This window comes from Cognatishimia sp., assembly GCF_049116455.1.
Classification (GTDB): Bacteria; Pseudomonadota; Alphaproteobacteria; order Rhodobacterales; family Rhodobacteraceae; genus Cognatishimia.
This window is the reverse complement of sequence record NZ_JAGDYW010000005.1, coordinates 325,496-351,281: the sequence shown is the minus strand read 5'-3', so window position 1 is coordinate 351,281 and position 25,786 is coordinate 325,496. Positions and strand designations below refer to the sequence as shown.

28 protein-coding genes are annotated in these 25,786 nt (G+C 53.8%); 14 read left to right on the top strand and 14 right to left on the bottom strand.

The window, feature by feature from the left end; genetic code table 11:
* Positions 1-11: 11 nt before the first annotated feature.
* The gene (gene nrdR, locus JXQ85_RS13700) at positions 12-479 is read left to right on the top strand and encodes a transcriptional regulator NrdR (protein WP_421749501.1); all 468 of its coding nucleotides are present in this window, start codon (positions 12-14) and stop codon (positions 477-479) included.
* The gene (gene ribD / locus JXQ85_RS13695; RefSeq protein ID WP_421749500.1) at positions 476-1,576 is read left to right on the top strand and encodes a bifunctional diaminohydroxyphosphoribosylaminopyrimidine deaminase/5-amino-6-(5-phosphoribosylamino)uracil reductase RibD; all 1,101 of its coding nucleotides are present in this window, start codon (positions 476-478) and stop codon (positions 1,574-1,576) included. Before nrdR ends, ribD begins: the two co-directional genes overlap by 4 nt.
* Here the strand turns inward: ribD and JXQ85_RS13690 are convergent.
* The 3 genes from JXQ85_RS13690 to JXQ85_RS13680 all read right to left on the bottom strand — a co-directional run bounded on the left by JXQ85_RS13690 (position 1,573) and on the right by JXQ85_RS13680 (position 6,105).
* Positions 1,573-3,579 (bottom strand): capsular polysaccharide biosynthesis protein, encoded by a 2,007-nt coding sequence (locus JXQ85_RS13690; RefSeq protein WP_421749499.1) that lies wholly within the window; start codon positions 3,577-3,579, stop codon positions 1,573-1,575. The two genes, ribD and JXQ85_RS13690, sit on opposite strands and share 4 nt — an antisense overlap.
* A complete protein-coding gene (locus JXQ85_RS13685; protein WP_421749498.1) occupies positions 3,579-4,715 on the bottom strand; it encodes a polysaccharide biosynthesis/export family protein in 1,137 nt (378 codons plus the stop codon). Before JXQ85_RS13685 ends, JXQ85_RS13690 begins: the two co-directional genes overlap by 1 nt.
* A 97-nt stretch (positions 4,716-4,812) precedes the next feature.
* Positions 4,813-6,105: a capsule biosynthesis protein gene (locus JXQ85_RS13680; protein WP_421749497.1), complete on the bottom strand. Its 1,293-nt coding sequence runs from the start codon at positions 6,103-6,105 to the stop codon at positions 4,813-4,815.
* 177 nt (positions 6,106-6,282) lie between these two features.
* On the opposite strand from JXQ85_RS13680, the gene JXQ85_RS13675 reads away from it, so the two are divergent.
* The 5 genes from JXQ85_RS13675 (at position 6,283) to nusB (ending at position 9,760) form a co-directional block, all read left to right on the top strand.
* Positions 6,283-6,876 carry a riboflavin synthase gene (locus JXQ85_RS13675; RefSeq protein ID WP_421749496.1) on the top strand — a complete coding sequence of 198 codons (594 nt, stop codon included), beginning with the start codon at positions 6,283-6,285 and terminating at the stop codon, positions 6,874-6,876.
* Positions 6,877-6,965: 89 nt separating this feature from the next.
* Complete coding sequence (locus tag JXQ85_RS13670) at positions 6,966-7,442, top strand: hypothetical protein (RefSeq protein ID WP_421749495.1); 477 nt, start codon at positions 6,966-6,968, stop codon at positions 7,440-7,442.
* A gap of 162 nt (positions 7,443-7,604) precedes the next feature.
* Positions 7,605-8,723 carry a 3,4-dihydroxy-2-butanone-4-phosphate synthase gene (ribB, locus tag JXQ85_RS13665; RefSeq protein WP_421749494.1) on the top strand — a complete coding sequence of 373 codons (1,119 nt, stop codon included), beginning with the start codon at positions 7,605-7,607 and terminating at the stop codon, positions 8,721-8,723.
* Positions 8,724-8,726: 3 nt separating this feature from the next.
* Positions 8,727-9,278: a 6,7-dimethyl-8-ribityllumazine synthase gene (locus JXQ85_RS13660; protein ID WP_421749493.1), complete on the top strand. Its 552-nt coding sequence runs from the start codon at positions 8,727-8,729 to the stop codon at positions 9,276-9,278.
* Positions 9,275-9,760 (top strand): transcription antitermination factor NusB, encoded by a 486-nt coding sequence (gene nusB, locus JXQ85_RS13655; RefSeq protein ID WP_421749492.1) that lies wholly within the window; start codon positions 9,275-9,277, stop codon positions 9,758-9,760. The genes JXQ85_RS13660 and nusB overlap by 4 nt, the downstream gene beginning before the upstream one ends.
* A gap of 204 nt (positions 9,761-9,964) precedes the next feature.
* Here nusB and nadC read toward each other — a convergent pair whose 3' ends face one another.
* The 4 genes from nadC to JXQ85_RS13635 all read right to left on the bottom strand — a co-directional run bounded on the left by nadC (position 9,965) and on the right by JXQ85_RS13635 (position 14,644).
* Positions 9,965-10,813: a carboxylating nicotinate-nucleotide diphosphorylase gene (gene nadC / locus JXQ85_RS13650; protein WP_421749491.1), complete on the bottom strand. Its 849-nt coding sequence runs from the start codon at positions 10,811-10,813 to the stop codon at positions 9,965-9,967.
* Entirely contained in the window at positions 10,810-12,372 is a 1,563-nt protein-coding gene (locus JXQ85_RS13645; protein ID WP_421749490.1) for an L-aspartate oxidase, read from the bottom strand. The genes nadC and JXQ85_RS13645 overlap by 4 nt, the downstream gene beginning before the upstream one ends.
* 6 nt (positions 12,373-12,378) lie before the next feature.
* Positions 12,379-13,428, bottom strand: a complete 1,050-nt coding sequence (gene nadA / locus JXQ85_RS13640; RefSeq protein ID WP_421749489.1) for a quinolinate synthase NadA — start codon at positions 13,426-13,428, stop codon at positions 12,379-12,381.
* A gap of 190 nt (positions 13,429-13,618) precedes the next feature.
* On the bottom strand, positions 13,619-14,644 hold the full coding sequence (locus tag JXQ85_RS13635; RefSeq protein WP_421749488.1) for an AbrB family transcriptional regulator: 1,026 nt from the start codon (positions 14,642-14,644) through the stop codon (positions 13,619-13,621).
* 199 nt (positions 14,645-14,843) lie between these two features.
* Between JXQ85_RS13635 and JXQ85_RS13630 the strand changes: the two genes are divergently transcribed.
* The 3 genes from JXQ85_RS13630 to JXQ85_RS13620 are packed head-to-tail and all read left to right on the top strand — an operon-like array spanning position 14,844 to position 16,195.
* Entirely contained in the window at positions 14,844-15,227 is a 384-nt protein-coding gene (locus JXQ85_RS13630) for an NADH:ubiquinone oxidoreductase subunit NDUFA12 (RefSeq protein WP_421749487.1), read from the top strand.
* A 42-nt stretch (positions 15,228-15,269) separates the two neighbouring features.
* The gene (mlaD, locus tag JXQ85_RS13625) at positions 15,270-15,716 is read left to right on the top strand and encodes an outer membrane lipid asymmetry maintenance protein MlaD (protein WP_421749486.1); all 447 of its coding nucleotides are present in this window, start codon (positions 15,270-15,272) and stop codon (positions 15,714-15,716) included.
* On the top strand, positions 15,713-16,195 hold the full coding sequence (locus JXQ85_RS13620) for a DUF2155 domain-containing protein (protein ID WP_421749485.1): 483 nt from the start codon (positions 15,713-15,715) through the stop codon (positions 16,193-16,195). Before mlaD ends, JXQ85_RS13620 begins: the two co-directional genes overlap by 4 nt.
* Here the strand turns inward: JXQ85_RS13620 and aat are convergent.
* From aat to JXQ85_RS13600, 4 genes are all read right to left on the bottom strand, one after another.
* Positions 16,141-16,779, bottom strand: coding sequence for a leucyl/phenylalanyl-tRNA--protein transferase (aat, locus tag JXQ85_RS13615; RefSeq protein WP_421749484.1), 639 nt, complete (start codon positions 16,777-16,779; stop codon positions 16,141-16,143). The two genes, JXQ85_RS13620 and aat, sit on opposite strands and share 55 nt — an antisense overlap.
* Positions 16,780-16,800: 21 nt before the next feature.
* On the bottom strand, positions 16,801-18,147 hold the full coding sequence (accC, locus tag JXQ85_RS13610; protein ID WP_421749483.1) for an acetyl-CoA carboxylase biotin carboxylase subunit: 1,347 nt from the start codon (positions 18,145-18,147) through the stop codon (positions 16,801-16,803).
* 9 nt (positions 18,148-18,156) lie between these two features.
* Positions 18,157-18,660 carry an acetyl-CoA carboxylase biotin carboxyl carrier protein gene (gene accB, locus JXQ85_RS13605; protein WP_421749482.1) on the bottom strand — a complete coding sequence of 168 codons (504 nt, stop codon included), beginning with the start codon at positions 18,658-18,660 and terminating at the stop codon, positions 18,157-18,159.
* A 150-nt stretch (positions 18,661-18,810) separates the two neighbouring features.
* Positions 18,811-19,347 (bottom strand): LuxR C-terminal-related transcriptional regulator, encoded by a 537-nt coding sequence (locus tag JXQ85_RS13600; protein ID WP_421749837.1) that lies wholly within the window; start codon positions 19,345-19,347, stop codon positions 18,811-18,813.
* Positions 19,348-19,485: 138 nt separating this feature from the next.
* Between JXQ85_RS13600 and JXQ85_RS13595 the strand changes: the two genes are divergently transcribed.
* Positions 19,486-20,094 (top strand): M23 family metallopeptidase, encoded by a 609-nt coding sequence (locus tag JXQ85_RS13595; protein ID WP_421749481.1) that lies wholly within the window; start codon positions 19,486-19,488, stop codon positions 20,092-20,094.
* A 59-nt stretch (positions 20,095-20,153) separates the two neighbouring features.
* Here JXQ85_RS13595 and JXQ85_RS13590 read toward each other — a convergent pair whose 3' ends face one another.
* Together JXQ85_RS13590 and JXQ85_RS13585 are read right to left on the bottom strand one after the other, a co-directional pair.
* A complete protein-coding gene (locus JXQ85_RS13590) occupies positions 20,154-20,780 on the bottom strand; it encodes a 3-oxoacid CoA-transferase subunit B (RefSeq protein ID WP_421749480.1) in 627 nt (208 codons plus the stop codon).
* A 2-nt stretch (positions 20,781-20,782) separates the two neighbouring features.
* Entirely contained in the window at positions 20,783-21,487 is a 705-nt protein-coding gene (locus tag JXQ85_RS13585) for a CoA transferase subunit A (protein WP_421749479.1), read from the bottom strand.
* 183 nt (positions 21,488-21,670) lie between these two features.
* On the opposite strand from JXQ85_RS13585, the gene JXQ85_RS13580 reads away from it, so the two are divergent.
* The 3 genes from JXQ85_RS13580 to JXQ85_RS13570 all read left to right on the top strand — a co-directional run bounded on the left by JXQ85_RS13580 (position 21,671) and on the right by JXQ85_RS13570 (position 22,963).
* The gene (locus JXQ85_RS13580; protein WP_421749478.1) at positions 21,671-22,216 is read left to right on the top strand and encodes an RNA polymerase sigma factor; all 546 of its coding nucleotides are present in this window, start codon (positions 21,671-21,673) and stop codon (positions 22,214-22,216) included.
* Positions 22,206-22,583, top strand: a complete 378-nt coding sequence (locus tag JXQ85_RS13575) for a DUF6768 family protein (protein WP_421749477.1) — start codon at positions 22,206-22,208, stop codon at positions 22,581-22,583. The genes JXQ85_RS13580 and JXQ85_RS13575 overlap by 11 nt, the downstream gene beginning before the upstream one ends.
* A 98-nt stretch (positions 22,584-22,681) precedes the next feature.
* On the top strand, positions 22,682-22,963 hold the full coding sequence (locus JXQ85_RS13570; RefSeq protein WP_421749836.1) for an I78 family peptidase inhibitor: 282 nt from the start codon (positions 22,682-22,684) through the stop codon (positions 22,961-22,963).
* Between the two features lie 27 nt (positions 22,964-22,990).
* On the opposite strand, the gene topA is transcribed toward JXQ85_RS13570, so the two are convergent.
* Positions 22,991-25,663: a type I DNA topoisomerase gene (topA, locus tag JXQ85_RS13565; protein WP_421749476.1), complete on the bottom strand. Its 2,673-nt coding sequence runs from the start codon at positions 25,661-25,663 to the stop codon at positions 22,991-22,993.
* Positions 25,664-25,786: the final 123 nt, after the last annotated feature.

Genomic DNA, 25,786 nt, shown 5'->3' with positions numbered 1-25,786 from the left:
GGGGGACCGTCATGCGCTGCCCGTTTTGCGGAAATGTTGATACACAGGTGAAAGATTCCCGCCCAGCGGAGGATCACGTTTCGATCCGGCGACGGCGGTTTTGTCCGTCTTGCGGTGGACGGTTCACAACATATGAACGCGTGCAGTTGCGCGATCTAGTTGTCGTGAAATCCAGCGGACGCCGCGAAGATTTTGACCGCGATAAGCTCGAACGCTCTATCCGTATTTCAATGCAGAAACGCCCGGTCGAGCCCGAGCGCATTGATCAGATGATCTCTGGCATTGTGCGCCGTTTGGAAAGCATGGGTGAAACCGATATTGGCTCTAAGCAAATCGGTGAGATCGTGATGGAGGCCTTGGCCCGCATCGACACTGTTGCCTATGTGCGTTTTGCGAGCGTTTATAAGAACTTCCAGGCCGCAGATGATTTCGACAAATTCGTTTCTGAACTCCGGCCGAACATAAAGCCAGAAGAGTGACCCAGACAGACAGACGCTATATGGCGCTCGCCCTTGAACTGGGGCGGCGTGGGCAAGGGCGGACATGGCCCAACCCTGCGGTTGGCTGCGTGATCGTCAAGGATGAACGCATTGTTGGGCGCGGCTGGACCCAGTCCGGAGGTCGACCACACGCAGAGCCGGTTGCCTTGGCGCAAGCTGGCGCGGCCGCAAAAGGTGCGACGGCATATGTGACGTTGGAGCCTTGTTCTCATCACGGCAAAACGCCTCCTTGCGCAGAAGCCCTGATTGCAGCGCAGGTGGCACGGGTTGTGGTGGCAGTTGAGGACAGTGATGGCCGCGTATCGGGCAAAGGCTTTCAGATGCTGCAGGATGCCGGCATCGAAGTCACACAGGGCGTCATGGCTGAAGAAGCCGTTCGCGATCTACAAGGGTTTTTCCTAAAGACCGAACAGGGGCGGCCGTTTGTAACACTCAAGCTGGCCCAAACATTGGACGGTCGGATCGCAACGGCGACAGGTGAGAGCCAATGGATCACTGGCCCTGAAGCGCGCCGCGCAGTGCATATGATGCGCGCGCGCCATGATGCTGTCATGGTGGGGGGCGGAACTGCGCGTGCGGATGATCCATCGTTGACCGTGCGGGACATTGGTATAGATCATCAACCGGTCCGGGTTGTGGTTTCTCGTCGGTTGGATTTGCCACTGATGAGCACCCTAGCACGCACTGCGAAAGAAGTACCTGTTTGGCTGGCGCATGGGCATGATGCCGACGTTGAGTTGATGCGCACATGGGAAGGGCTTGGTGCGGGATTGATGGCTTGCGAATTAGAAGGCGGGCAGCTGTCGCCTGCTTCTGTTTTGCAGGCGTTGGGCAGCAAAGGGCTGACACGTGTGTTCTGTGAAGGCGGAGGCGGGCTGGCAGCGTCGCTTCTGACTGCAGATTTGGTGGATGAGCTGATCGTGTTCAGCGCGGGATCAGTGATTGGAGCCGAAGGGTTTCCGGGAGTTGGTGCATTGGGCCTAGAGCGGCTTGCAATGGCACCGAAGTTCACTTTATCCGGCCAGCGTCGTGTGGGTCCAGATGTTTTAACCATCTGGCGCAGAGCGTCGTCTTAACGCCATAGGCTAGTACGGCTGGCGAACAGCCCCTGCGCTTTCGCAAGGAGCCTGTTTCCCAATCCGGGATTAGGAAGTCGGTTTTCTGAAAGTCGCTGAACAATAACCTCAACACTACATGGCTGTCTTGTAACCGGATCATAGTATCTGGGCGCGTCAATGAGGGCTGCGTGAACCAATCCAGTCAAGGAAACCTCAGCTTGCCTGCGCAATGGAACTTTTCCAAGGTCATGGGTGAGTCCCCAACCGGCATAAAACGGTGCCCCAAGCGTGGTGACTTTGCAGCCACGAATGAGCGCCTCAAACCCTGTGAGTGAGGTCATCGTCCAGACCTCATGCACCTGACCCAATAACCAAGCCATATCCGCGCTTTCGACCACTATATCTGCAATCAAATCTGCATCAGAGACCACGCCTTCGCGCAGTCCGGCGACGACGTCAGGATGCGGTTTATAGATGATCATTGCGTCTGGGTGCGCCGTGCGAGTGGCCTCAAGCAATGCGCGATTGGTAGATACGTCTTCGGTGCCACAAATGATAGAAGCATCATCTTCGACTTGCCCCGGCACGAGAATGAGAGGTCCGTTTGGCAGATCCGGATGATCGCCATCCAGATTATATTTGCTCACCCCAAGTGTTCGCAGGCTTTCAATAAGCTTCTGTGCCCTAAGGTCTTGATCCGGCCGCAGTTCAGCACGTCGCGCTATTTGGGCTTCCATGTCGCTGGGTTTTGATGGGTCGTAGTAGATCCCGGTGGTGTCACAAATCAAAGACAGAGGGGGGATCAGCTCGGCCCCAAGCCCCCGCGACCTCAGGAAACCATCTTCGACGCGTGTTGTGCCTGATGGACCTTCTTTTGAGCCCCAAGTCATATTTGGAAGTTCGGTATCAGCAGGTTGCTCAAACCGCATTTTGATGTAGCGCCCAAAGAATTTCTGAAAATGCCCGCGCTTCCAAAGGCGGACGCCATGCGCAGCCCATCCTTTGTGGTCTTCGCGCCAAGAGCGGGTTTGGGCTTCTAACTCTGCAATCACGTCTTCAAGTTCACACAGCTGATCTCGATACGGATCATACCAGCGAGCATAAAGGATCATGACCGCAGCAAATATTTGCGCTTTGGTCAGTTGCCGATGGCGTCGCGGTACTGGGCGTTCGTCTTGCGTTAGACCCCAGCCCGAATAGAAGGGTTGTCCAAAGATGCGGGGCTTATGGCCAGCAAACAGCGCCTCAAATCCCATCTGCGAAGAGACGGTGTATACCCCGACAGCACCGTCAAAGAGTGCCCAAGGGCTGATCGGCGCGTCCCAAAGTGAAATCCGCTCATTGCAGTCCGCCTCAGAAAAATAACCGGGGCGAATACGGTGCTGCGTTTCAGGGTGGGTTTTGATCACAACGCGCGCGCCGGGGTGCTCTTCCTGCGCCATAACCAGCATTTCTTTGAAATGCGCGTCACTCGCACCACTGGCTGTAACCGAAGCATCGCCACGGGTCTGATCAATTACCAAAACATAGCCCGGCTCCGGTGGCTTCACATCAACCGGATTGGCGGCGTATTTGCTGAGATGGGCGTCTTTGATGCGCGCAATACATCCGCGTGCACGGTTTAAAAGCGCTGTGTCATCAAGGGGATGGCTGGCCAGAAGTACTTCAAGATCACTCGGTGTGCTGGGATCGAAATGCACACCTTTCTGATCCAAAAAGAGCCCCACAGGAGGCTCGCCTTTTGCCCCAGGAAAGAGCGAGCGCAGATAGGCGTCTTCCACGCGCAGAATGTCATTTCCCCGATCCGTAGCGATTTTTTCTCCGCGATATGCCGTTGGGCTTTGCCCCCAAACACCAACCAAGTCTTCGGGACCGGGAAGGCCAAGACTGATTTGGTAACCGCATAAGGATAGAATACGTCGAATACGGCGCTGCGTTAAAAAGCCACCGTTATATACAAAAAGCCGCCGGGAAGTTGGCTCCCCGGCGGTTTGAATGTCATCTTCATACGAAGGGTGCATCAGCCACCAGTCGCCACGGATTGCAGCGAGCTGACGGAGGCTGCCGAACCGGTGATAGACGAGATCGTCTTATCCCACTGAGTGAACGGCGCTTCAGTCACATAAAGCGTATCGCCATCCCGTACGACAAAATCACGTGCGTTAAACATGCCGTTAGGTTCAGTTAAATCAAGCACATAGACCATGCGCTGCGCACCAATCAGATCATCTCGGCCCAAGACTTGGTTCGCTACGGGCGCTGGTTCATTGCGGAAAATGAAGACGCCTTTCGGGTCAGCTGCTGCCGAGTTCAAGCCACCTACCTGCGCAATCGCTTCGATGGCGGAAAGGTTTTGGCTTTCAAAGGTCACGCGACTTTGTGTGCCGGTGGCCCCCAGGGCTGTGAAGGATCGTGTGTCTGCCTCAACCAAAATGCGGTCACCGCCACGCAGCGCGATGTCCAAATGTGGATTGTCATAAAGGTCTTGGAACCAGATTTTTCCGGTATGGCCTTTGCGTAGCACAGTGACCTGCGCGATTTCAGGCTCGATTGTCACGCCACCGGATTGTGCCAGCATGGCCGCCAAAGTGCGGGTTGGGCGTTCAATCGGATAGACACCCTGCGCACCAACGGTGCCGACAACTGATACGGTTGCACCGTCGCCTGCGGCGCGGCGTACTTCAACCTGTGGATCAGGGGTCTGATCTTCGAGTTTGCTTTTGATGATACGACGGATGGCTTCGGGCGTATTGCCTGCAGCGCGAATGCGGCCCGCATAGGGGACAAAAATAAAGCCCGCACCATCAACTTGAACTTCTTCAAGCACGGCTGCGACCTGGCCTTCAGGACCAAGCAAAGGTTTATCGACGTTTTCCCAGATTGTCAGGGACAGCACATCGCCAGGTCGGATCGTATCTGATCCAAGAGTGCCTGCGTTCTTAAACCCTTGGGAAAACCCAAGGGCAGGGGCCACTGCGGTTGCTCGGCTGACACGGTCATTTACAGAAATGACAAAAGCATCGCCTTTTTGCTGCACGGAGCCTGCAAAAATTTCACGCTTATTTGGGCCCGGGCGGGGCAGGCCACATGATGATACAACGGCCAAAGCCGCAATCAGGGCGACACCCTTCGCCCAACGAGATGTTTGGGGTTTCACTGCTCGGTCTCCTCGACCTATTTCTGCCTCGGTTTATATTTTTGAAGCTAAGTTAGCCGAAATTGGGAATAAAATCTAGCGCTAGACTGCGTGGGGGTTATTTCACCGCACGCAACTGTTGCCTTGGGGCCGCTGTACCCGAGGCCAGCGCCTGATACGGATCTTCTGCTGACAACATCATATCAACCACTTGGCGCATCAATTTGCGGCGGCCTCGACGCGAATAAAACCCGCCATTCACCTGACTGGTTTCCAATAAAAACCGGCGAAATTCGCGATAAGCGGTCATATCTGGTCGTATGGCGCCTGCGAAAAACTGCTGCAGGGGTTGGTTGGCGATAAATTCTGGCTGATCATAAACCGCCTTACCAAAAATCTTGAGCGGAATACCGCGCCAAAGAACCTGCTGACCTGCAGTCGAATTCACTGTCACCGCCGTACGCGCATCCTTTAACAATTGTGCAAGCTTACCGCCGCGCACAAAGTGCAGGCGGTCAGAAACGCCATGCTCTTCTGCCAACCGCTTGATGGTGCGGCGCATTGGGATGCGACCGTCTTCCAGTGGGTGGGCTTTGATTACCAAATGATGGTGCGGCGGGGCACCTTTGGCGAAATTTTCAATCACCAACTCTAGGAACTCAGCCATCGTATCAAATGGGGAATGCTTTTGAAAACTCGAGTCATGTTCCAGCTGCAAAAGCGCCAGATGGTAAGGGAAGCCTCCGTGCTTTACGCGGCGGGTTGCAATCTGGCGTTCAGCGGCATGGACCGGCATGCGCAATAGGCGGCGTAGATAAAGGCGGAATTCTTGGCGCACATTCAGCACGCGATGTGGTTTGAAATTCTTAAACGCCTGATTTCGGAACATCACAAACCAATGGTACAGCGCGCCGTAAAACACATGCTGGCGCATATCTCCCCAGTGGCTTGGCGGCATCGGCGGATCTAGATCGGACCCTTCCAGGGCCTTTTGCATTTCTGGGATCGTCATATCCATCAAGCGCGAGTTGCCGTTAGACCCGTCGCGTTCGTAGGTGATCCAAAACGGGCGCAGGTAACCTTCTTCGAAGATATGAATTTTGAGACCGCGTGATTTTGCAATGGTGATGGCCTCGGCGTGAATGTCGCGAACATCGCCATAGAGCACGATATCGGTCACGGACTTATCTTCGATGAGATCAGTGAAAAAGGCACCCCAAGTATCAGGTTGTTCTTTGAACGGGATGAACCGGTCGCGATCTTTCCAGAAAAACGCATCACCCGCGTTAAAGCCAACGCGCCAGCACTGCGCGCCAGATCGGCCGAGCATCTTAGCGAGGCCTTGAAAGAAGGGTCCATGAGGCCCTTGAAGAAAGAGAAAGACGCGATCTGCGCCGCCTGCTTGCAACATTACTCTGCTCGTGCCGTTTACCTTAGCCGTTATTTGGCTCTCGATTTTTGGCAGCTTATCGCGCCACCTTTTCAATGACGTTAATTAACCTCTAGGGCGAAAGTAAGGCGGCTTGTTTATTTAAAGCCGGGACGTTACCTGTGAAGCACGATTTAGATTTAGGCAACGAGGCCAGATATGTTCACTGGAATCATCTCCGATATTGGCATTATTCGCGAACTCGAACAGCGCGGAGATCTGCGTGCTCGGATTGAAACCGCTTATGATACCTCGACCATCGACATGGGCGCGTCCATTGCTTCGGATGGTGTTTGCCTGACGGTAATTGCTTTAGGTGACAGTTGGTATGACGTCGAAATCTCAGCCGAAACCGTCTCCAAAACCAACCTCGCGGCGTGGGTTGAAGGTAAACGCGTGAACCTAGAGCGTGCGCTCAAGGTCGGCGACGAGCTGGGTGGGCATATCGTCTCTGGTCATGTCGATGGTGTTGCTGAAATTGTTAAGATGACAGACGAAGGGGATAGCACGCGGATCACCTTCCGAGCTCCCAAGGAACTAGCAAAGTTCATCGCTGAGAAAGGGTCTGTTACGTTGAATGGTACTTCTTTGACAGTGAACGAAGTGAATGGCTGTGACTTTGGCATCAATGTGATCCCGCACACCCAACAGGTGACCACTTGGGGGGATGTGAAAACCGGCGACCAAGTAAATCTCGAGATCGACACTTTGGCTCGCTATGTCGCACGCCTCAATGAAATGACCTCTTTTTGACGTATGGCATCGGGCATAACAACGGTCCGAGCATGGAAGCAGGGCACCGTTGGCGCACGCACCAATGGCGCTCTGCGCAGCGAAAATTGATGCGTAAAACTATTCCTTTATCGATTGTTCGTATGCGTATGGCGCGCGCCAAGGAATTGGGAATGGACTATAAAACCTACGCCAAAGTTCGGCAGGCCTCTGGCCAAGATATTCTCGCACTGATGTTTTCATCCAATGCCTTACGGATCGTTGGAAGTGGTGCAAAGATGCCCGCAGCAGAAGACGCTGCTTTGCAATCAGTGCGCAATGCCAAGAAACTTTCCTTGGTTTATCCGCCAAACACACCGCAGTCGGTGTTGCGCGAAAACATACCATTGGACGCAGCTGATATCGCGCCGTATTTTACGGACAGTTGGAGCATCATGCGCCAGAAAGTGTCACGTTTGATCCATGAGCAACGGGTGCCTAGCGGATCTGTTTTGGTCATCGGCGATGCGCCCTTGGAGCACGAGTGGCCGGTAGCGGCCAAAGCCGCAGGATACTTGACTTCAGCGGAGTACTTTCGGCCTTCATAGCTATGTTATTGGCGCGCGAATAAAACGGGCACCTGTTGATAAGTTGGGTCATTTTTGGTCAGAATACCGCAGCGTTTCGCAAATTGATCCACTAGTCATTCGCGCTATGATCCGGTAAGCCCACTTCAAATCCTGTGCAAATTCTACTGTGAAAGGCACGTCATGAGCTTTGAAACTCCCGGTCCCGTTGAAGCCGCGCTGCGCGAGGCAATCAGCCCCATCGAAGAGATCATCGAAGAGGCCCGTCAGGGTCGGATGTATATCCTCGTCGATCACGAAGATCGCGAGAATGAAGGCGACCTGGTGATCCCTGCCGGATTTGCGGATGACACAGCCATTAACTTCATGGCGACGCATGGACGTGGCTTGATCTGCCTGACATTGCCCGCTGAGCGGATCGAAGAACTGGGCCTGCCAATGATGGCAATGCACAACTCTTCGCGGCATGAAACGGCCTTCACCGTATCCATTGAGGCGCGAGAGGGCGTGACCACTGGCATTTCCGCTGCCGATCGTGCTTTGACGGTAGCGACTGCAATCAATCCGCAATGCACAGCGGCTGACATTGCTACGCCCGGCCACGTTTTCCCACTACGAGCACGTCGCGGAGGCGTGTTGATGCGGGCGGGCCATACTGAAGCGGGCTGTGATGTGTCTCGTCTAGCAGGCCATTACCCATCCTCTGTGATCTGCGAGATCATGAAAGAAGACGGCACGATGGCGCGTCTTCCAGACTTGGTCGAATTCTCAAAGAAGCACGGCCTGAAGATCGGCACGATTTCTGACCTGATCACCTACCGTTCTCGCAACGACAACCTGGTGGTTGAGACCTCATCCCAGACAGTTCAATCCGAATTCGGTGGCGCGTGGGACATGCGGATTTTCACTGATCAAACCCATGGTGTTGAACACGTCGTGATGATCAAAGGTGACATCACCACCGCCGAGCCGGTTCTGGTGCGCACGCACGCCCTTCACGAAGCTAGTGATCTGCTGGGCCTTGGTCCGAAACGCGCAGATGAGTTGAATGTTGCGATGGAACTGGTTGCTGAAGAGGGACGGGGCATTGTTTGCCTGTTCCGCTCGCCACATAATTCACTTTATGCCGACGAAGATCAGGGACCTCGTACGGTCAAGCAGATTGGTCTTGGTGCGCAAATCCTATCCAAGCTGGGAGTTGAGAAATTGGTCTTGCTAACCAACTCGCCTAGCACCAAATATGTAGGCCTAGATGCCTTTGGTCTGGAAATTGTCGGCACACGTCCGATTAAAAAGGAATAAATCATGGCTGGTGCAGAAAAACATTACATCATGCCGCGTGCAGAATTTGACCGTCCTGTGAAAATTCTGATCGTGGTGTCGCCTTACTATAAAGACATCGCTGATAATATGGTGGCTGGTGCTGTGGCTGAAATCGAAGCCAGCGGCGCGACGCACGAGATCATCGAAATGCCGGGCGCTTTGGAAATTCCCACCGCGATTGCTATGTCAGAACGTCTATCCAACTTTGATGGCTATGTGGCACTTGGCTGCGTCATTCGCGGTGAAACCACCCACTACGACACAGTCTGCAATGACAGCTCCCGTGCGATCCAATTGTTGGGTCTGCAGGGGCTTTGCATCGGCAATGGCATCCTGACCGTTGAAAACCGCAAGCAGGCCGAAGTGCGCGCCGATCCTAAAGATCAAAATAAAGGTGGCGGAGCAGCCGCTGCGGCCTTGCATCTCGTGGCGCTTTCGCGCAAATGGGGCAGCCCGCGTAAGGGAGTCGGTTTTCTGCCAACTTCTGACGAGTTGAAGATCGCGGGTGACAGCAAGGGTACCCCGACCGCATGAGCTCTGAAGCCAAAACCGGCCTGTCCGGCAACCAGAAACGCAAGATGAAATCCGCCGCTCGTTTTTTCGCGACGCAGGCGCTTTATCAGATGGAGCATTCCGGCCAGACCTATGATCAGGTCCGTTTGCAGTTCTTGGATCACCGCTTTGGCGAAGAGTTTGACGGCTACGCGATGTTGGAAGGGGACGTTGACCTCTTTACGCTGTTGCTCAAAGAAGCCGTGAACCATCAGGCATTGGTTGACCAAATGACCGACCGTGCGCTGGTCGCGAAATGGCCATTGGGCCGCATCGACAGCACCCTGCGCGCTTTGTTCCGCGCGGCGGGCGCTGAGTTCACGCAAAGCGACACCCCTGCAAAGGTTGTGATCGTAGAATTCGTTCAGGTCGCGCAGGCCTTCTTCCCGGAAGGAAAGGAAGGCAAGTTCGTGAACGCGGTGCTCGACCACATGGCTCGCGAAGCCAAACCTGAAGAGTTTTGAGTAGGCCGGGCTTCAGCCCGGCTTTTTCTTTTGCATTGTAAGATGGGGTGTTACCCCATCTTTTTTGTTCGCAATGTCCGATGGTGGGGTGAAACCCCACCCTACGTCATCTGACAGAGGGCATAGCCCGCCCGCTTTGCAGGATGCAGACCAAAGGTTTGATGGGGCGGTTGCGCGCTGCTCGACGATGCCGGACAAATGTATTTAAAAATCCAACCCCAAATCCACGGTCCGGGCTGAGTGCGTCAGCGCACCAGAAGAAATGTAATCCACCCCAGTCGCAGAAATCGACGCGATCCGGTCAAGCTTAACATTGCCGGACGCCTCAGTGACCATCCGGCCAGCCACCATCTGCACCGCTTCGCGGAGTGTGTCGTTGTCCATATTGTCCAACAGCACCACAGAGGCTCCGCCAACCTCAAGCACCTGTTCAAGCTGCTCCAGCGTGTCGACTTCGATCTCTACCGTCATCATATGGCTCGCGGCGGCTTTTGTGGCCTCAAGCACCTGACGCACGCCACCGGCGGCGGCGATGTGGTTGTCTTTGATCAGGATCGCGTCAGACAGCGAATAACGGTGATTGTGACCCCCGCCATGCAGCACGGCGAGCTTTTCGACAAGGCGCATGTTCGGCGTGGTTTTGCGCGTACAAGTCACACGGGTCTTGGTGCCTTTGGTTTCGGCAACAAATCCTGCGGTTTTGGTTGCGATGCCGGTCAGGCGGCCCGCATAATTCAGCGCCACGCGTTCGCCTGATAGGATCGAAGAGGCTTTGCCGCTGATCTCCATCAGCGTGTCGCCTTTTTTGCAGGGCTGTCCGTCGCCGATCAGGGTTTTCACCTTCAGCTCCGGGTCAACCAGTCGGAAGGCCAAAGCCGCAATCTGCATGCCCGATACCACGGCATCTTCGCGCGCATTGATGCGGGCGTCATAGGTGGTTTCTGCAGGGATCACGGCGCGCGTGGTCACGTCGCCATAGCTGCCAAGGTCTTCCATCAGGGCATTGCGCACCATCGGTTCCAGGATCAGGTCAGGGACGGTCGCAAAGCTCATGTGGATTCCTCAGTAAGTGAATCGCGAAGCGCTTTGGCTTCGGCGAATGTCATCATGGAGCGGGTGCCTTTACCAGGCAAAGTTTCCGGGAAATCAGAGCGCTCATGCGCCCCGCGGCTTTCCTCGCGCAAAAGAGCCGTCACAGCGATCAAGGTCGCGGTTGCTGCCATGTTTTGAAAATTTTCAGATGGATCACGCGCTTCAAGAGACGCAATATTGTAGAGCGCCTGTTTCAGCCCCTCTGCATTGCGTACCACGCCAACTTTATCGGTCATGGTTTGACGCAACGCAGCAACGCCTTGCGGATCCGGAGCAAAGCCGACACCCGTAAAGTTCAACACAACTGGATCGGCCTGCGCTACATCAGAAGTCTTGGCGATGCCATCTGCGCAGATGCGGGCATAAACCAAGGCTTCCAGCAGTCCGTTAGAGGCCAAGCGGTTGGCCCCGTGAAGACCCGTTGAAGACGCCTCGCCGCAGACCCAAAGGTTTTTCAGCGAAGATTGCCCTTCTTTATCAGTCGCAATCCCGCCCATGTGATAATGGGCTGCGGGGGCCACAGGGATAGGCTCTTTGGCAGGATCAATCCCGTTGCGGTCACAGTATTCTGCCACGCTTGGAAAATTGGTTTTGATCTCTTCACCAAGGGCTGCGCGGGTGTCCAACATCGGACGATTGCCTGCTTGGTGTTCCGCAAAGATTGCGCGCGCTACGACATCGCGTGGGGCCAGCTCGGCATCAGGATGCACTGCCTGCATAAAGTGTGCACCGTCTTTGTTGATCAGAACAGCGCCTTCGCCACGTAGGGCTTCGGTGGCCAATGGGGCAGGGTCTTCGCCCACGTCCATCGCCGTTGGGTGAAACTGAACAAATTCGGCGTCTGCAATCACGGCACCTGCTCGGGCGGCCATGCCAATGACCTGACCGCGAATACGCGGTGGATTGGTGGTGATGGCGTAAAGTCCGCCAGAGCCGCCACCAGCGAGCAAATAGGCAGCCCCTCGCAGCATGATGGGTTCAGACCGGTTATCGTCGCTTTCTTGGATAGCGACGCCTGTGACAGCCCCGTCTTTGACGTCGAGTTCAACAGCCATTGTGCCTTCAAGCACCTGGATTGACGGGGTTTGGCGCGCCTCTTCAATGAGAGCGGCCATGATTTCAGCCCCAGCCTGATCGCCTTTCACGCGCACTACGCGTGCAAAACTATGGGCGGCTTCGCGGCTTAAGACGTATTGGCCATCATCCGTGCGATCAAATGGTGTGCCTAGTTTGGTGAGGTCTAGAATATGCTCACGCGCCTCACGTGTGACTAATGTGGCCACATCAGCGTCAACGGTGCCAGCGCCGGCGTTTAACGTATCATCCGCATGGCTTTCAGGGCTGTCGCCCGCATCCATGGCCGCTGCAACGCCACCTTGTGCCCAGGCTGAACTCGCGCCTTCACCCAGCGGTTCCGGAGAGATCAACACAACCGGCCGCGGGGCAAGTTTGAGGGCGGCATACAGCCCGCCCATGCCCGCGCCAACAATGACGATGCGGTCGGTTTTGATCTCTTGCATGGGGGCTTAAAGGCCTAGTTCTTTGGACAGATCAATCATCGCCTGTACAGATTGACGGGCCTTTTCAGCCACCTCTGCGTCGACCTCGACCTGATTTTCCATGGTGTGCAGCACATAAAGGATTTTCTCGAGAGAGATTTTCTTCATGTAGGGGCACATGTTGCATGGCTTGGCGAATTCGACCTCTGGCAACTCGTCAGCAATATTGGACGCCATAGAGCATTCAGTAACCAACATGGCCTTCTTCGGCTTGTTGTCGTGCACCCATTTGATGATGCCGCTTGTGGAACCGGTGAAATCGGACTCAGCCACAACCGCAGGCGTACATTCTGGGTGGGCGATGATTTTGACTTCTGGATCCAGCTCGCGATAGGCGCGCATGTCGTCTGCGGTATAGAGCTCGTGCACGATGCAAGAGCCCTCCCAGAAGACAACTTTCTTTTTGGACTGGTTTGCAACGTTTTGTGCCAGGAACTGATCTGGTGTCATGATGACCGTGTCTGACTCCATCGCATCCACGATTTGCACCGCGTTTGAGGACGTACAGCAAATGTCTGATGCGGCTTTCACCTCAGCGGTGGTGTTCACATAAGACACAACCGGCGCCCCTGGGTATTTGGCGCGCATGTCTTCAATGCCCGCAGCTGTGATGGATTCAGCCAATGAGCAACCCGCGTCCATGTCGGGCATGAGGACTGTTTTTTCGGGGCTAAGGATCTTTGACGTTTCCGCCATAAAATGCACGCCGGCCTGCACAATCACATCCGCTTCGACTTTGCCCGCTTGCATGGCAAGCTGCAGACTGTCGCCTACAAAATCGCTGACGCCGTGGAAAATTTCCGGGGTCATGTAGTTGTGGCCAAGAATAACGGCGTTCCGTTTGGCCTTCATCTCTTCGATGGCCTTCACGTAGGGCGCGTAGATTGCCCAGTCAGCCGGAGAGACCACACGGTCCATCTTGCTGTAAACATTCTGCATCGAAGCCGCCAGATCGGGGTTCGGAGCAAGGTCATAATGGTCGGAGAGTGTTGAGCGCACGTTGGTAAGATCGAGCAACGGTCTGTTCCCTGTCAGCTACTTTAAGGCGGATTTACACCGCTGTTACACTATAGGCCAGCAAATTAGGGGGAAGAGGGGGAGTTTCGGTATGATTTTCCCGATATTGGTCCATAAAGGCGACCAATGTTTCCGATTGCGGGCATGAGTTTTGCCTGTGTGGTCAAAAATAGCCTGCTTTGTGAGGCTGTTAGCGCTTGAACAATCGAAATAAGATCGGCGCGAGCGAAACGATCATAACGATTCTTAGGATGTGATGAAGCACGACGTACGTCAGATCTGCCCCGGCGATGATTGCCATAACAACCATCTCTGATTGTCCACCGGGCAGAAATGCAAGAAAGGCATCAAGACCCGGCGCGATGCCAAGTGAGACGATGGCTTGGATGAATAGTGCAGACACAACTGCGAGCTGCACGCCATTCACAATCCCAGCGAATACATAGCGTTTGAATTCTTGCCATGTAAGGCCGACATACTTTGCGCCTACACCGATGGCGATGAAGAACTGGCTGGCCCAGATCATTTCGGCCGGTGGACGCTGAGTGATGACCCCAGTCAGGCTTAGAATTGTTGTTAGGACCAAGGGCCCAATGATTGTCGCGCCCAGAAGTTTAAGTTTTTCCGCGAGCCACCAGCCGCCAAGTCCAGCGAAGATCATCAGGCCGATTTGCAGCGGGGGTGTTTCAGTTGCTGCTGCCCCGGGGCGAGCCAATAAGTCGACGTCCCAGAATGCGGCAATGATGATAGGTGCAATGCCAATAATAAGAAGAACCCGTGTGGCGTGGATCAGGCTTAGGGCACGCACATTGCCACCAGCGGCTTCTCCGAAAATCAACAGGTCCTGAAGGCCGCCTGGCATGGCGCCGTAATACGCAGTTACGTTATCGAGCTTAAAAACCTTTTTCAAAAGCGGAAAAGACGTCAGCGCAACCAGGACCATGAACACAGGAACAATCGCTAAGGAAATGCCCATTTGTGGTATGGAATTTAGAACTTCTGGTGTGATCGCTGCACCAATCGCAACGCCCAAAATCGTGCGGAAGCCATAATTCAGGAATTTGTGCATCTTAAGCTGAACGCCTGCCAAAGCGACAATGAGGCAGATGACCAAAGGCCCCATCAGAAATGGTAACGGCAATCCAAGAAGCCAAAAACACACCACGCCAAGGGCGCCAATTCCATAGGTCTTAAGTTGGATCAACGTGTCGGACATGTGGGCTCCTTCCCTTTGTGACTGATCCAAATTTGATCAGACGTAAAGGGGGAGGGCGTCAAAATTTAAGACAAAGGTTTGAAAGTGATCAGCGTCTCCCTGCAAGGCTAAGACAGCGCTGCGCAGAGAGGCTAGACCTTTGCCCCTGAATGGGGCATAGAGAAATGGAATTTGCGAAGGCATTCATGGGGTATCTTACATGGGCATTCTGAACTCTCTTTTGCGCGCGGTGACGTGGTGGAACGGGCAAACCCTGAACACTCAGATCTATACATGGCGCAAAGGTGAAAAGGTCGGCGAAGACGATCAAGGCAATGCCTATTACCGCAACAAAGACGACAGCAAACGTTGGGTGATCTATAACGGCGAAGCCGAAGCCAGCCGTATCGGAGCGGATTGGCATGGTTGGCTGCATCGCACCTTTGACGAAGTGCCGTCTGAAAAGCCTTTGAAAAAGAAATCTTGGGAAAAGCCACATCAGGAAAACCTGACAGGAACGGCTTTGGCCTATGCACCTGCGGGATCCATTCGCGCTGGCGCGCCTGCAAAGCGCTCTGACTACGAGGCATGGTCTCCAGAGTAAAACGAATAACAAGTTTCACTGCATAAACGGCACATCACTCACATGGCAGCTCAAAACACAGAAATCGCAGTTGGCGGCGTCGTACTTGCGGCAGCGCTTGGCTTTGGCATCTATATGGGGCAGGCGACTGGCTTTGCTTCCGGGGCTTCAGGCTATGACCTAACCGCGTCTTTCCGGTCCATCGAAGGTGTGACTGTTGGGACAGATGTACGTCTTGCTGGCGTGAAAATCGGTACGGTGACCGACATTTCCCTGAACTCGCATACGTTTCGCGCGGATGCACATTTGACGGTTCAAGACGACATCCAGCTGCCGGATGACACTGCGGTTGTAATTTCATCAGAGGGTCTTTTGGGGGGAAATTTCGTTGAAATCCTGCCTGGTGGTTCTCCGTTTAACTTAGAAGCCGGTGACGAGATCGAAGACACGCAAGGTGCTGTCAGCTTGATTTCCCTGTTGCTTAAATTCGTGTCCGGTAGCGGCGAATGAGCTGGCGTCTAAGTACGGCTGCTGCGCTTTGCTGTTTTATGTCAACGGCTGCAAACGCGCAGACCATTGTCACTGAAGAGCTGGAAACCATCAACGGTTTGGAAGATGGGATTTCTTTGATCCAGACACCTCTATTTGAAGAGGTCATTGAAGAAGTTCGCGCGGTCCCCGGTTCAGGTGCTGTGCTGCGTGGCCTTGATAAGATGAACGGGCAGGTCGAAGATTTTGAACTGCAGAACGGCTATAGCATTGGCTTTGGCAACCTGCGGGTTGATCTAGCGGAATGTCGTCACCCGGATGACAATGCAACCGGAGAAGCCTTTGCCTTTTTAACGATCTACGATGGCCCAGCTGTGGGTGATCCGGCCTTCCAGGGCTGGATGATTGCATCTTCGCCAGCGCTTAGCGCCATGGATCATGCGCGTTACGATGTCTGGGTTCTGCGCTGCACAACCTCAGCGGCTGAAGGCACCGAATAAGCCGAGATATCAGCGGCTTTGATCACCGATTTCGCCAGTTCTTCAAGATAGGTATTCCGCGAAATTTCAATTGCACCAAGCGATTGCAAGTGTGGCGTTAGGAACTGCGTGTCAAACAGGCTAAACCCGCAGCGCATCAAATGAGTTGTCAGGTAGGCGAGGGCAATTTTGCTCGCGTCTGTCGCGCGCGAGAACATGCTTTCTCCGAAGAAGGCAGCCCCGAGTGTGACGCCATAGACCCCACCGATCAATCTATTGTCTTCGGACCACACCTCGAGCGAATGTGCTTGAGATTTGCGATGTAAAGCCATGTAAAGGCTGCGGATTTCATCGTTGATCCATGTGTCGCTGCGATCTGCGCAACCGTCCAAAACGCCTTCGAAATCCTCATTCAATGACACGCGAAATCCACCTTGGCGAATGCGTTTGGCCAAGCTGCGCGAAATATGGAAATCTTGGATCGGAAAAACGCCGCGGCGTTTGGGGTCGACCCAGAAAATATCCGGGTCGTCCCGATGTTCTGACATGGGAAAGACGCCCATGGCATAGGCGCGCATCAATATCTCAGGCGTTATCGCCCCCATATTATCGCGCGCCCAGAGGCATCAGTCGTAAGTGGCCTCAAGCCATTTTTCCAACCAGTGAATGTTATATTCGCCGGTGTGGATGTCCTCTTCTTCCAGCAACTGGTGGAACAGAGGAATGGTGGTGTCTATGCCATCGATGATCAGCTCGCCCAAAGCCCGGTGCAGACGCGCCAGTGCTTCTGTACGATCACGACCATGCACGATCAGTTTGCCAATCAAACTGTCGTAATAGGGTGGGATCGAATAGCCATCATATAGCGCTGAATCCATACGAACACCCAGACCACCTGGAGCGTGGAACTGCGTGATTTTACCAGGGCACGGCGCAAAGTTTGGCAGACGTTCTGCGTTCAAACGGACCTCAATCGAGTGACCGTTGATTTCCAGATCGTCCTGACCAAAGGACATATCCATGCCTGATGCGACGCGGATCTGTTCACGCACGAGGTCCACACCAAAAATCGCCTCAGTTACAGGATGTTCAACCTGCAAGCGGGTATTCATTTCGATGAAGTAGAACTCACCATTCTCGTACAGGAACTCAATGGTTCCTGCGCCGATATAATTGATGTTCGCACAGGCATCGGCACAGATTTTGCCGATCTTGGCGCGTTCTTCGGCGCTGATGCTTGGACCCGGGGCTTCTTCAAAGACCTTCTGGTGACGGCGCTGCAAAGAGCAGTCCCGCTCGCCCAAATGGACCGCTTTACCTTTACCGTCGCCAAACACCTGAATTTCGATGTGGCGTGGTGTGGTCAGATACTTTTCGATGTAGACTTCATCATTGCCGAAGTTGGATTTGCCTTCAGCACGCGCGGTCATGAAGGCCGATTCCATGTCAGCAGCGGTTTCGGCAACTTTCATGCCTTTGCCGCCGCCGCCAGCTGTCGCTTTGATGATCACCGGGTAGCCGATGTCGTCACCGATTTTCTTGGCCGCTGCCAGATCTGGCACACCGCCTTCAGAACCGGGCACGCAAGGCACCCCAAGTTCTTTCATCGTGTCCTTGGCGGTGATCTTGTCGCCCATGGTGCGAATGTGCGCAGCTGTCGGTCCGATGAAGGTCAGGTCATGATCTTCGACGATCTGAACAAAGTTGGCATTCTCAGACAGGAAGCCATAGCCCGGATGGATCGCCTGTGCGCCTGTGATTTCACAAGCAGCGATGATCGCGGCCATATTCAAATAGCTCTCGGTGCCTGGAGCGGGGCCAATGCAGACGGCTTCGTCAGCCATGCGCACGTGCATCGCATCGGCATCCGCGGTGGAGTGCACCGCAACCGATTTGATGCCCATCTCGCGGCAGGCCCGGATCACACGAAGTGCGATCTCGCCACGGTTGGCAATTAGGATTTTGTCAAACATGCGAAGGCCTTACTCGATGATGACCAGAGGTGCGCCATACTCGATGGTGTCACCGTCTGCGACCAGAATACGCTTCACAGTGCCGGATTTTGGCGCTGGGATGTGGTTCATGGTTTTCATCGCTTCAACAATCAGCAAAGTGTCGCCTTCGGAAACCGATGCACCCACTGTGATGAAGGCTGGCGCTCCTGGCTCGGTCTGCAAATACACCGTGCCCACCATTGGGGAGGTCACTGCACCTGGATGGTTTGCCGGATCATCGTTGGAGGCTGCCGGCGCTACGGCAGGAGCCGCTGCGACTGCCGCCGGTGCAGGTGCTGCTGCAACCGGAGCCGCGACAGGTGCTGCGACGGCTGCGGCCACAACTTCCTTCTGACGGCTGACGCGCACATTGATGCTGTCGTCTTCGCCGTACTCGCGCATGACTTCGATTTCGGTCAATTCGTTGGACTGCAACAGCTCTGCCAGAGCCTGGATAAAGGCGACGTCAGAGTCGGTGGTTTTTTTGCTCATGTTTGTCCTCTGCCGCGCGATGTCGCGCGAAATGTGTTTGTTTCCCCTAATGGTCGCTTATAGGCTAATTTTTCACCGAGGAAAAGCAGGGCTTAGGCAGTGAAATCACTGGAAATCGGCTCGGCTAGGGGGAAATTTTGCAAAGAAGTCTCAAAGTGGCATTCCAGAGAGTTTTGCCACCAACTCTGCCAGCTTGCGCGCCCCGAATTTCTTGAGCAGCCGCGCACGGTACTCTTCGACGGTGCGGTAGCTGATTTGTAGTTCCAGCCCAATTTCTTTTGAGGTCATACCTCGGCAGGTCAGGATTGCAATTTCGCGCTCGCGTTGGGTAAGCGACACGACCGGGCGTTCATCTGAAAGGTCGGCAAAGGTCCAAACGCCACAATGGAACGGGTTTTCTGGGGTCAATGATTTACCCCGCACGCGGCACCAGAACAGGCTGCCGTCTTTGCGTTTCATGATGCGCTCATCATGATAAGCGCCTTGTTCTTCCAGCGCGTTCTTCACCTTTGCACCGATGTTTTCGAAATCTTCCTCGGAGGCATAGAAATCAGCAATGCTTTGACCCCGACATTCGTCAACGGTCTTACCGAACATGGCAGCAAAGGCCTCGTTGGGGGTGCGAACGGTGCGGTTTTCTAAGACGCAGATGCCAATGGGGGCATGGGTGAAGGCAAGATCAGAGATCGTCATAGGCGCATGAATGCACAGGAATTAAGCAATGCCAAGGGGCGAAAGCGCCAATGTTGGTGGCGTTCAAGACATTGACGGATGTGTACGCTTTACGCAGGGTAAAGAAGTATATCCGTGAAACCGGAGGATCACATGAAGTCGACCGCAGTATTTTTGGCACTGGTTTTGTCACTCAGTGGATGCCTTTCAGAGGAAAAAGCCTACGGCAATGCCGCGGGATATGGGCGGTCCTATCATTCGCCTGTCGAGATAGTTATTCCGAGCAATGCACCTTCAATTACCCAGCAGTTTCGAAGGATAGAAGACAACGAGCATTATGGTTTGGATGTGCACGCACCGATTGGTACGCCGGTACTCGCTGCTGCAGGTGGTGAGGTCATTAAGTCGTATTGGGGTCCGGCTTATGGCAATCAAATAGAGATATTGCATCCAGCCGATTCCTCGGGAAAAACGTCTCGGACGCGCTACGTGCACCTTGAAGATCGGGTTGCAGGTGTTGGGGATCAGGTCAAACGTGGGGAGCAGATCGGGACCTTGGGTATCACCGGCTTTCTCTCTAGTGGATTTCCCCACCTGCATTTTGAAACATTGTATCGGGGAACCAGTATTGTTCACAGCGCAGATGACCCCAATTTGTATTGGGTTGATGGTGAGGGTCAAATCACGTGTTATGATCCTAGAAAGCATGATTATTTAAGTACGGATAAATTTGTTTTGATTTACCCAGTGCCTTGCAAATAACGGTCTAACAAAAAACCCGGCACATGGCCGGGTTTCTGAGTTCTTTTTTGACTTTAGGCTCAGTTCACAATGGTCGCTTCAGTCGCTGCGCGCAGCTCGTCTTCTGTGACACCTTCAGCCACTTCAACGATTTTCAAGCCACCTTCAACAACGTCCAGAACGCCGTAGTTGGTGATAATGCGATCCACAACGCCTTTGCCGGTCAAGGGCAAAGTGCATTCTTTCAATAGCTTGGATTGACCATGTTTGTTGGCGTGGTCCATCACAACGATCACGCGGCCTACACCGGCCACCAAATCCATCGCGCCGCCCATGCCTTTGACGAGCTTGCCGGGGATCATCCAGTTTGCAAGGTCGCCGTTTTCAGCGACTTCCATCGCACCTAAGATCGCAGCCGCAATCTTACCACCACGGATCATGGCGAAAGATGTTGCACTGTCAAAATAGGCGGTGCGATTGAGTTCGGTGATGGTTTGTTTGCCTGCATTGATCAGGTCAGCATCTTCATCGCCTTCAATCGGGAAGGGGCCCATGCCCAGCATCCCATTTTCAGATTGCAGGGTTATGTCTTTGTCGCCCACGTAGTTCGCCACCAGCGTCGGAATACCGATGCCAAGGTTCACATACATGCCGTCCTCAAGTTCCTGAGCGGCACGTTCAGCCATTTGGTTACGATCCCAAGCCATGATTATGCCTCCTCAAGTGGACGGGTGGTGCGCTGTTCGATGCGCTTTTCGTGATCCCCTTGGATGATGCGGTGCACATAGATGCCCGGTAGGTGGATCGCGTCTGGGTCCAGAGAGCCGGTTGGGACGATCTCTTCCACTTCCAACACACAGACCTTACCGCAGGTCGCAGCTGGTACGTTGAAGTTCCGCGCTGTCTTGCGGAAGATCGCATTACCAGTCTCGTCGGCTTTCCAAGCTTTCACGATCGCAAGGTCTGCAAAGATACCTTCTTCCAGAATGTACTCTTTGTCATTCCAGGTTTTCACGTCTTTGCCTTCAGCAATAACTGTGCCAACGCCGGTCTGTGTGTAGAAGCCCGGAATGCCTGCACCACCGGCACGCATGCGCTCAGCCAATGTACCTTGTGGGTTGAACTCTAGTTCCAGCTCGCCTGACAGATATTGGCGCATGAATTCTGCGTTCTCACCAACATAAGACGACATCATCTTTTTGACCTGTTTGGTCTGCAGCAGAATGCCGATCCCAAAGTCGTCAACGCCCGCGTTGTTAGACGCAAAGGTCAGATCCTTGGTGCCTGCTTCTTTGATGGCTTCCAGCAGCAATTCCGGAATGCCGCACAGACCAAAGCCACCGGCAGCGATCAGCATGCCATCCTCCAGAAGGCCGTCCAGCGCTTCTGTGGCGTTTGCATAGACTTTTTGCATCGTCCTCTCCCTAAGATGTTCACTTGAGCTTGGTATTGTTGAGGGGCAGGGGCAAGTCAACAATTACGGGTGTTTTCCGGTATTTCTACGGTTGTCCCAAAATATTGTACAATGGCGTGAACCTTTTGCCTCTGAACGCGCACTTCTAAGTACAAACAAAGGTAAACGAGCTTTGGCACCGAGATGGCAATAAAAAAGCAGGCATTAGAAGAATACCTCGTGGCTGGCGCACGCATGCGTGATCCGGCGGCCATGACGGATTTGGTGCGCATGCGTGGGCCTCGACTTTTGGTGCATGCCACGCGCCTATTGGGAAACCGTGAAGAGGCGCAGGATGCCGTTCAAGAGGCTTGGATCGAGATCTTCCGTAATCTCAACGGTCTGCGTGCGGATGTGGCCTTTCCGGCCTGGGCCACGCGTATTGTGACTCGACGTTGCGCGCGGATCATTTCGGGCAATCAAAGAACGCGCAAAATAGCCGAAGAATTGACCCCGATTACAGAAACCGAGGTTGAAACACCTTCGGATGATTTGAAACTCGTGCAAGAGGCCATTGTAGGCTTGCCGCCACAACAGGCAGCGACTGTGGCGCTCTTTTACCTAGAAGATATGAGCCTTGCGGAAGTTTCCGTGGCTCTGGACGTGCCAATTGGCACTGTGAAATCAAGGCTTTCGTTAGCGCGAGAGCGGTTGAAAGCGCAATTGAAAGGAGCGTTTGATGACCCATAAAAATGACTTAGACAAAATGATCAAAGCGGCCCTTACGGGGCATGATCTGGAAATACTTGATGGCACTGAGGAACTCGGCTGGTTCGCACTGGGATTAAAGCAATTCACCGGAAAACTGGGGTGGGTCACATGGGTTCTAATGGTGGTGCAAACCACAATGTTCATTGCCGGAGCGTATTTGGGGATCAAGTTCCTCAATGCAAATGAGCTTCTGCCTGCTGTCAAAACCGGAATTGGATCTGCAGTGCTTTTGCTAATGGCCACCCAAATTAAACTAAGCTTGATGCCGCAAATGCAAGCCGATCGCGTGATCCGCGAGGTCAAACGGTTGCAACTGCTTGTTGCCGCGCATCAAGAAAGCCAGTGACGCTAGCGCGAACTCACTTGCATTAAGGGATGTCCTCATGGATCAATCGAACCAAGCGGCACCCGTCGCTTGGTTTTGGTTAAGGAGACTTCGAATTGGTGCGTGTGGTTTCAAATTCAATGCTGGCAATTCTATTGGCCGCTTGTGTGCCTCAAGAGGGGCAGTCGGGTATCAACGATCGCGATACGCCATATTCATGTGATGAGATCATCAAGCTTGATCTATTGGGGATGAATGCGGGTGACATTAACCCTGAACTTCTGCCCGAAAAAACGCGGATTCTGAAACCTGGGATGATGATGACAATGGACCATATTCCAACGCGCCTGAACCTCATAACCGATGATGATGGTGTGATAACGCGTTGGCATTGCGGATAAAAAAGCCGGGCCTAGGCCCGGCTTTTCTTATTTAGAAGCTGTTTTCTTCTTCGCGGCCGCCTTTTTCTTGGCGGGCGCTTTCTTTTTCTTCACGCCTTTGGCCGCTGCCTTTTCATTCACCAGTTCAATGGCTTTTTCGACAGTCAGATCCTTAGGCTCGATCTCTTTTGGTAGAGTGGCGTTAACCTTTTCCCATTTGATGTAAGGACCATAGCGACCTTCCATCACGCTCATTGTGCCACCGTCCGGGTGATCGCCCATTTCGCGCAATGCTTTGGCCGCGGCGCCACGTCCACGACCCGGGTTAGCGCGTTTTTCGGCCAAAAGCTCCACCGAGTGGTTCATGCCGATGTCAAACAGATCATCGAAATTCTTGATGCTGACGTAGGTCAGTTTTTCTGCGTCCGGATGTTTGTGAGAAATATAGGGACCGAACCGTCCGAGATTGGCAGAAACTTGGTTGCCTTCTGGGTGGTCGCCCACTTTGCGCGGCAATGTCAGCAGTTGTACGGCCTTGGCCAGATCAACATCATCAGGAGACCAGCCCGGAAGGTATTCACGACCTTTTTTCGGAAGCGAAGTACGTCGTGGTTTTTTGTTTTCAGGGGTCGGCTCGCCGCGCTGAACATAGGGACCAAATCGACCATCTTTTAGCCAGATCTCATCACCTTCGTCGGTGCCAAGCAGCTTGTCTTCGCTTTCATTGCCTGCAATGGCGCGCGTGAAGTTACATTCTGGATAGTTGCCGCAACCGACAAAGCCACCAGTCCGAGATGTCTTAAGGTGCAGCTGTCCGGTGCCGCATTTCGGGCAAACCCGCGGATCAGTGCCATCTTCGCGTGGTGGGTAAAGTTGCGGCGCAAGCGCTGTGTCCAGAATGGTCAGCACTTCGGACACGCGCAGATCACTGGTTTCGGCGATGGCAGCCGAGAAATCGCGCCAGAAGTCATTCAGGACTTGTTTATAGTCCATATCACCCGCTGAAACGTCATCCAGGCTGGTTTCAAGGTTCGCGGTGAATTCATACCCGACGTATTTGCGGAAGAAATTCATCAAGAAGATCGTAACGATCCGCCCTTTTTCCTCAGGGAACAGGCGGTTCTGTTCTTTGCGAACATATTCGCGGTCTTGGATGGTTGTGATCACCGAGGCATAAGTCGACGGGCGGCCAATGCCCAGCTCTTCCATACGCTTCACAAGTGTCGCTTCAGTATAGCGCGGTGGCGGTTGTGTGTGGTGCTGCAGTGCAAGAACGCCTGCATTTTCTGATAGAACAGCCTTTGCGTCGCGCAACATGCCGCTGTCGATGACAGAGCTTGTACCAGTTGCCTTGGTGTATTGATCCATCAGGCCTTTTTTGCCAAAGACAATCGCGTCGCCTTGCATGATTTGCGGTAGGCGCTTGTCGTTCTCATCGTCCCGAGCAACGTCATCGCGACCTTCTTCATAGACCCGCATGAAACCGTCAAACAACACAACTTGACCATTGGCACGTAGCACGACCTGACCATCGTCAGAGGCGATATCAACGGTGGTGCGCTCAAGACGCGCGCCTTCCATTTGGCAGGCGAGGGTGCGTTTCCAGATCAGATCATACAGTTTACGTTGATCATCTTCTGACACCTTCAGCTGCGAGGCATCACGAGTCATTTCAGTTGGACGAATACATTCGTGCGCTTCTTGCGCGTTCTTGGCTTTGTTCTTGTAAATGCGCGGTTGGGCTGGAACGTATTCCGCCCCGTAGCGATCTGCGATTGCATCCCGTGCCTCTGACACAGCTTCTGGAGCCATATCGATGCCGTCGGTACGCATATAAGTAATGTATCCCGCCTCATAAAGGCGTTGTGCCGCATTCATACATTGGCGCGCACCCATGCCGAATTTTCGGCTGGCTTCTTGCTGCAATGTGGAGGTCATGAAGGGGGCAGATGGATTGCGGTTGGCTGGCTTGGCTTCAACCGATTTAACTGAAATATTACGGGATGTTACAGCCTGAACTGCAAGTTCCGCAGCCGTGCTATCCTTCAGCGACATCTTATCGAGTTTATCGCCGCCCAGAACGGTTAGGCGGGCTTCGAAATCCTGCCCGCGCGGGGTCTGTAGCATCGCCTTAACGGACCAGTATTCCTGAGCATTAAAGGCTTCGATTTCCTGCTCACGTTCCACAATCAAACGCAGGCAAACCGATTGCACACGCCCCGCAGAGCGCGCACCCGGCAATTTGCGCCACAGAACAGGTGAGAGTTTAAAGCCCACAAGGTAGTCTAGTGCGCGACGTGCCAAATAGGCCTCGACCAGTGGTTCGTCCACTTGGCGTGGGTTCTGCATCGCTTCGGTCACTGCCGACTTGGTGATCGCATTGAACACCACACGACTGACCGGCGTATCTTTCTTAATGGCGCGACGCTTGCGCAGGGCTTCTTCGAGGTGCCAAGAAATTGCTTCTCCTTCGCGATCCGGGTCGGTCGCGAGGATCAGTGCGTTGTCTTCTTTCAAAGCGTCGGCAATGGCTTTGACATGGGGGCGGGACTTGGTGTCGACCTCCCAGGTCATCGCAAAATCATTTTCCGTATCCACCGATCCATCTTTTGACGGCAGGTCGCGGATGTGGCCGTAAGAGGCAAGAACGGTGTAATCAGAGCCCAAGTATTTATTGATCGTTTTGGCTTTCGCCGGGGACTCAACTACGACAACTGGCATTCAATTTCCTCTCGACTCAATAGGTCGGCCTTATGGCGGCCAAAAATGTGGGGCGAAAGAGGGTAATGTCAATGATTTCCAAAAACTCATTGTGAATTAGTTGTTATGTGCACTCTAAAGGCA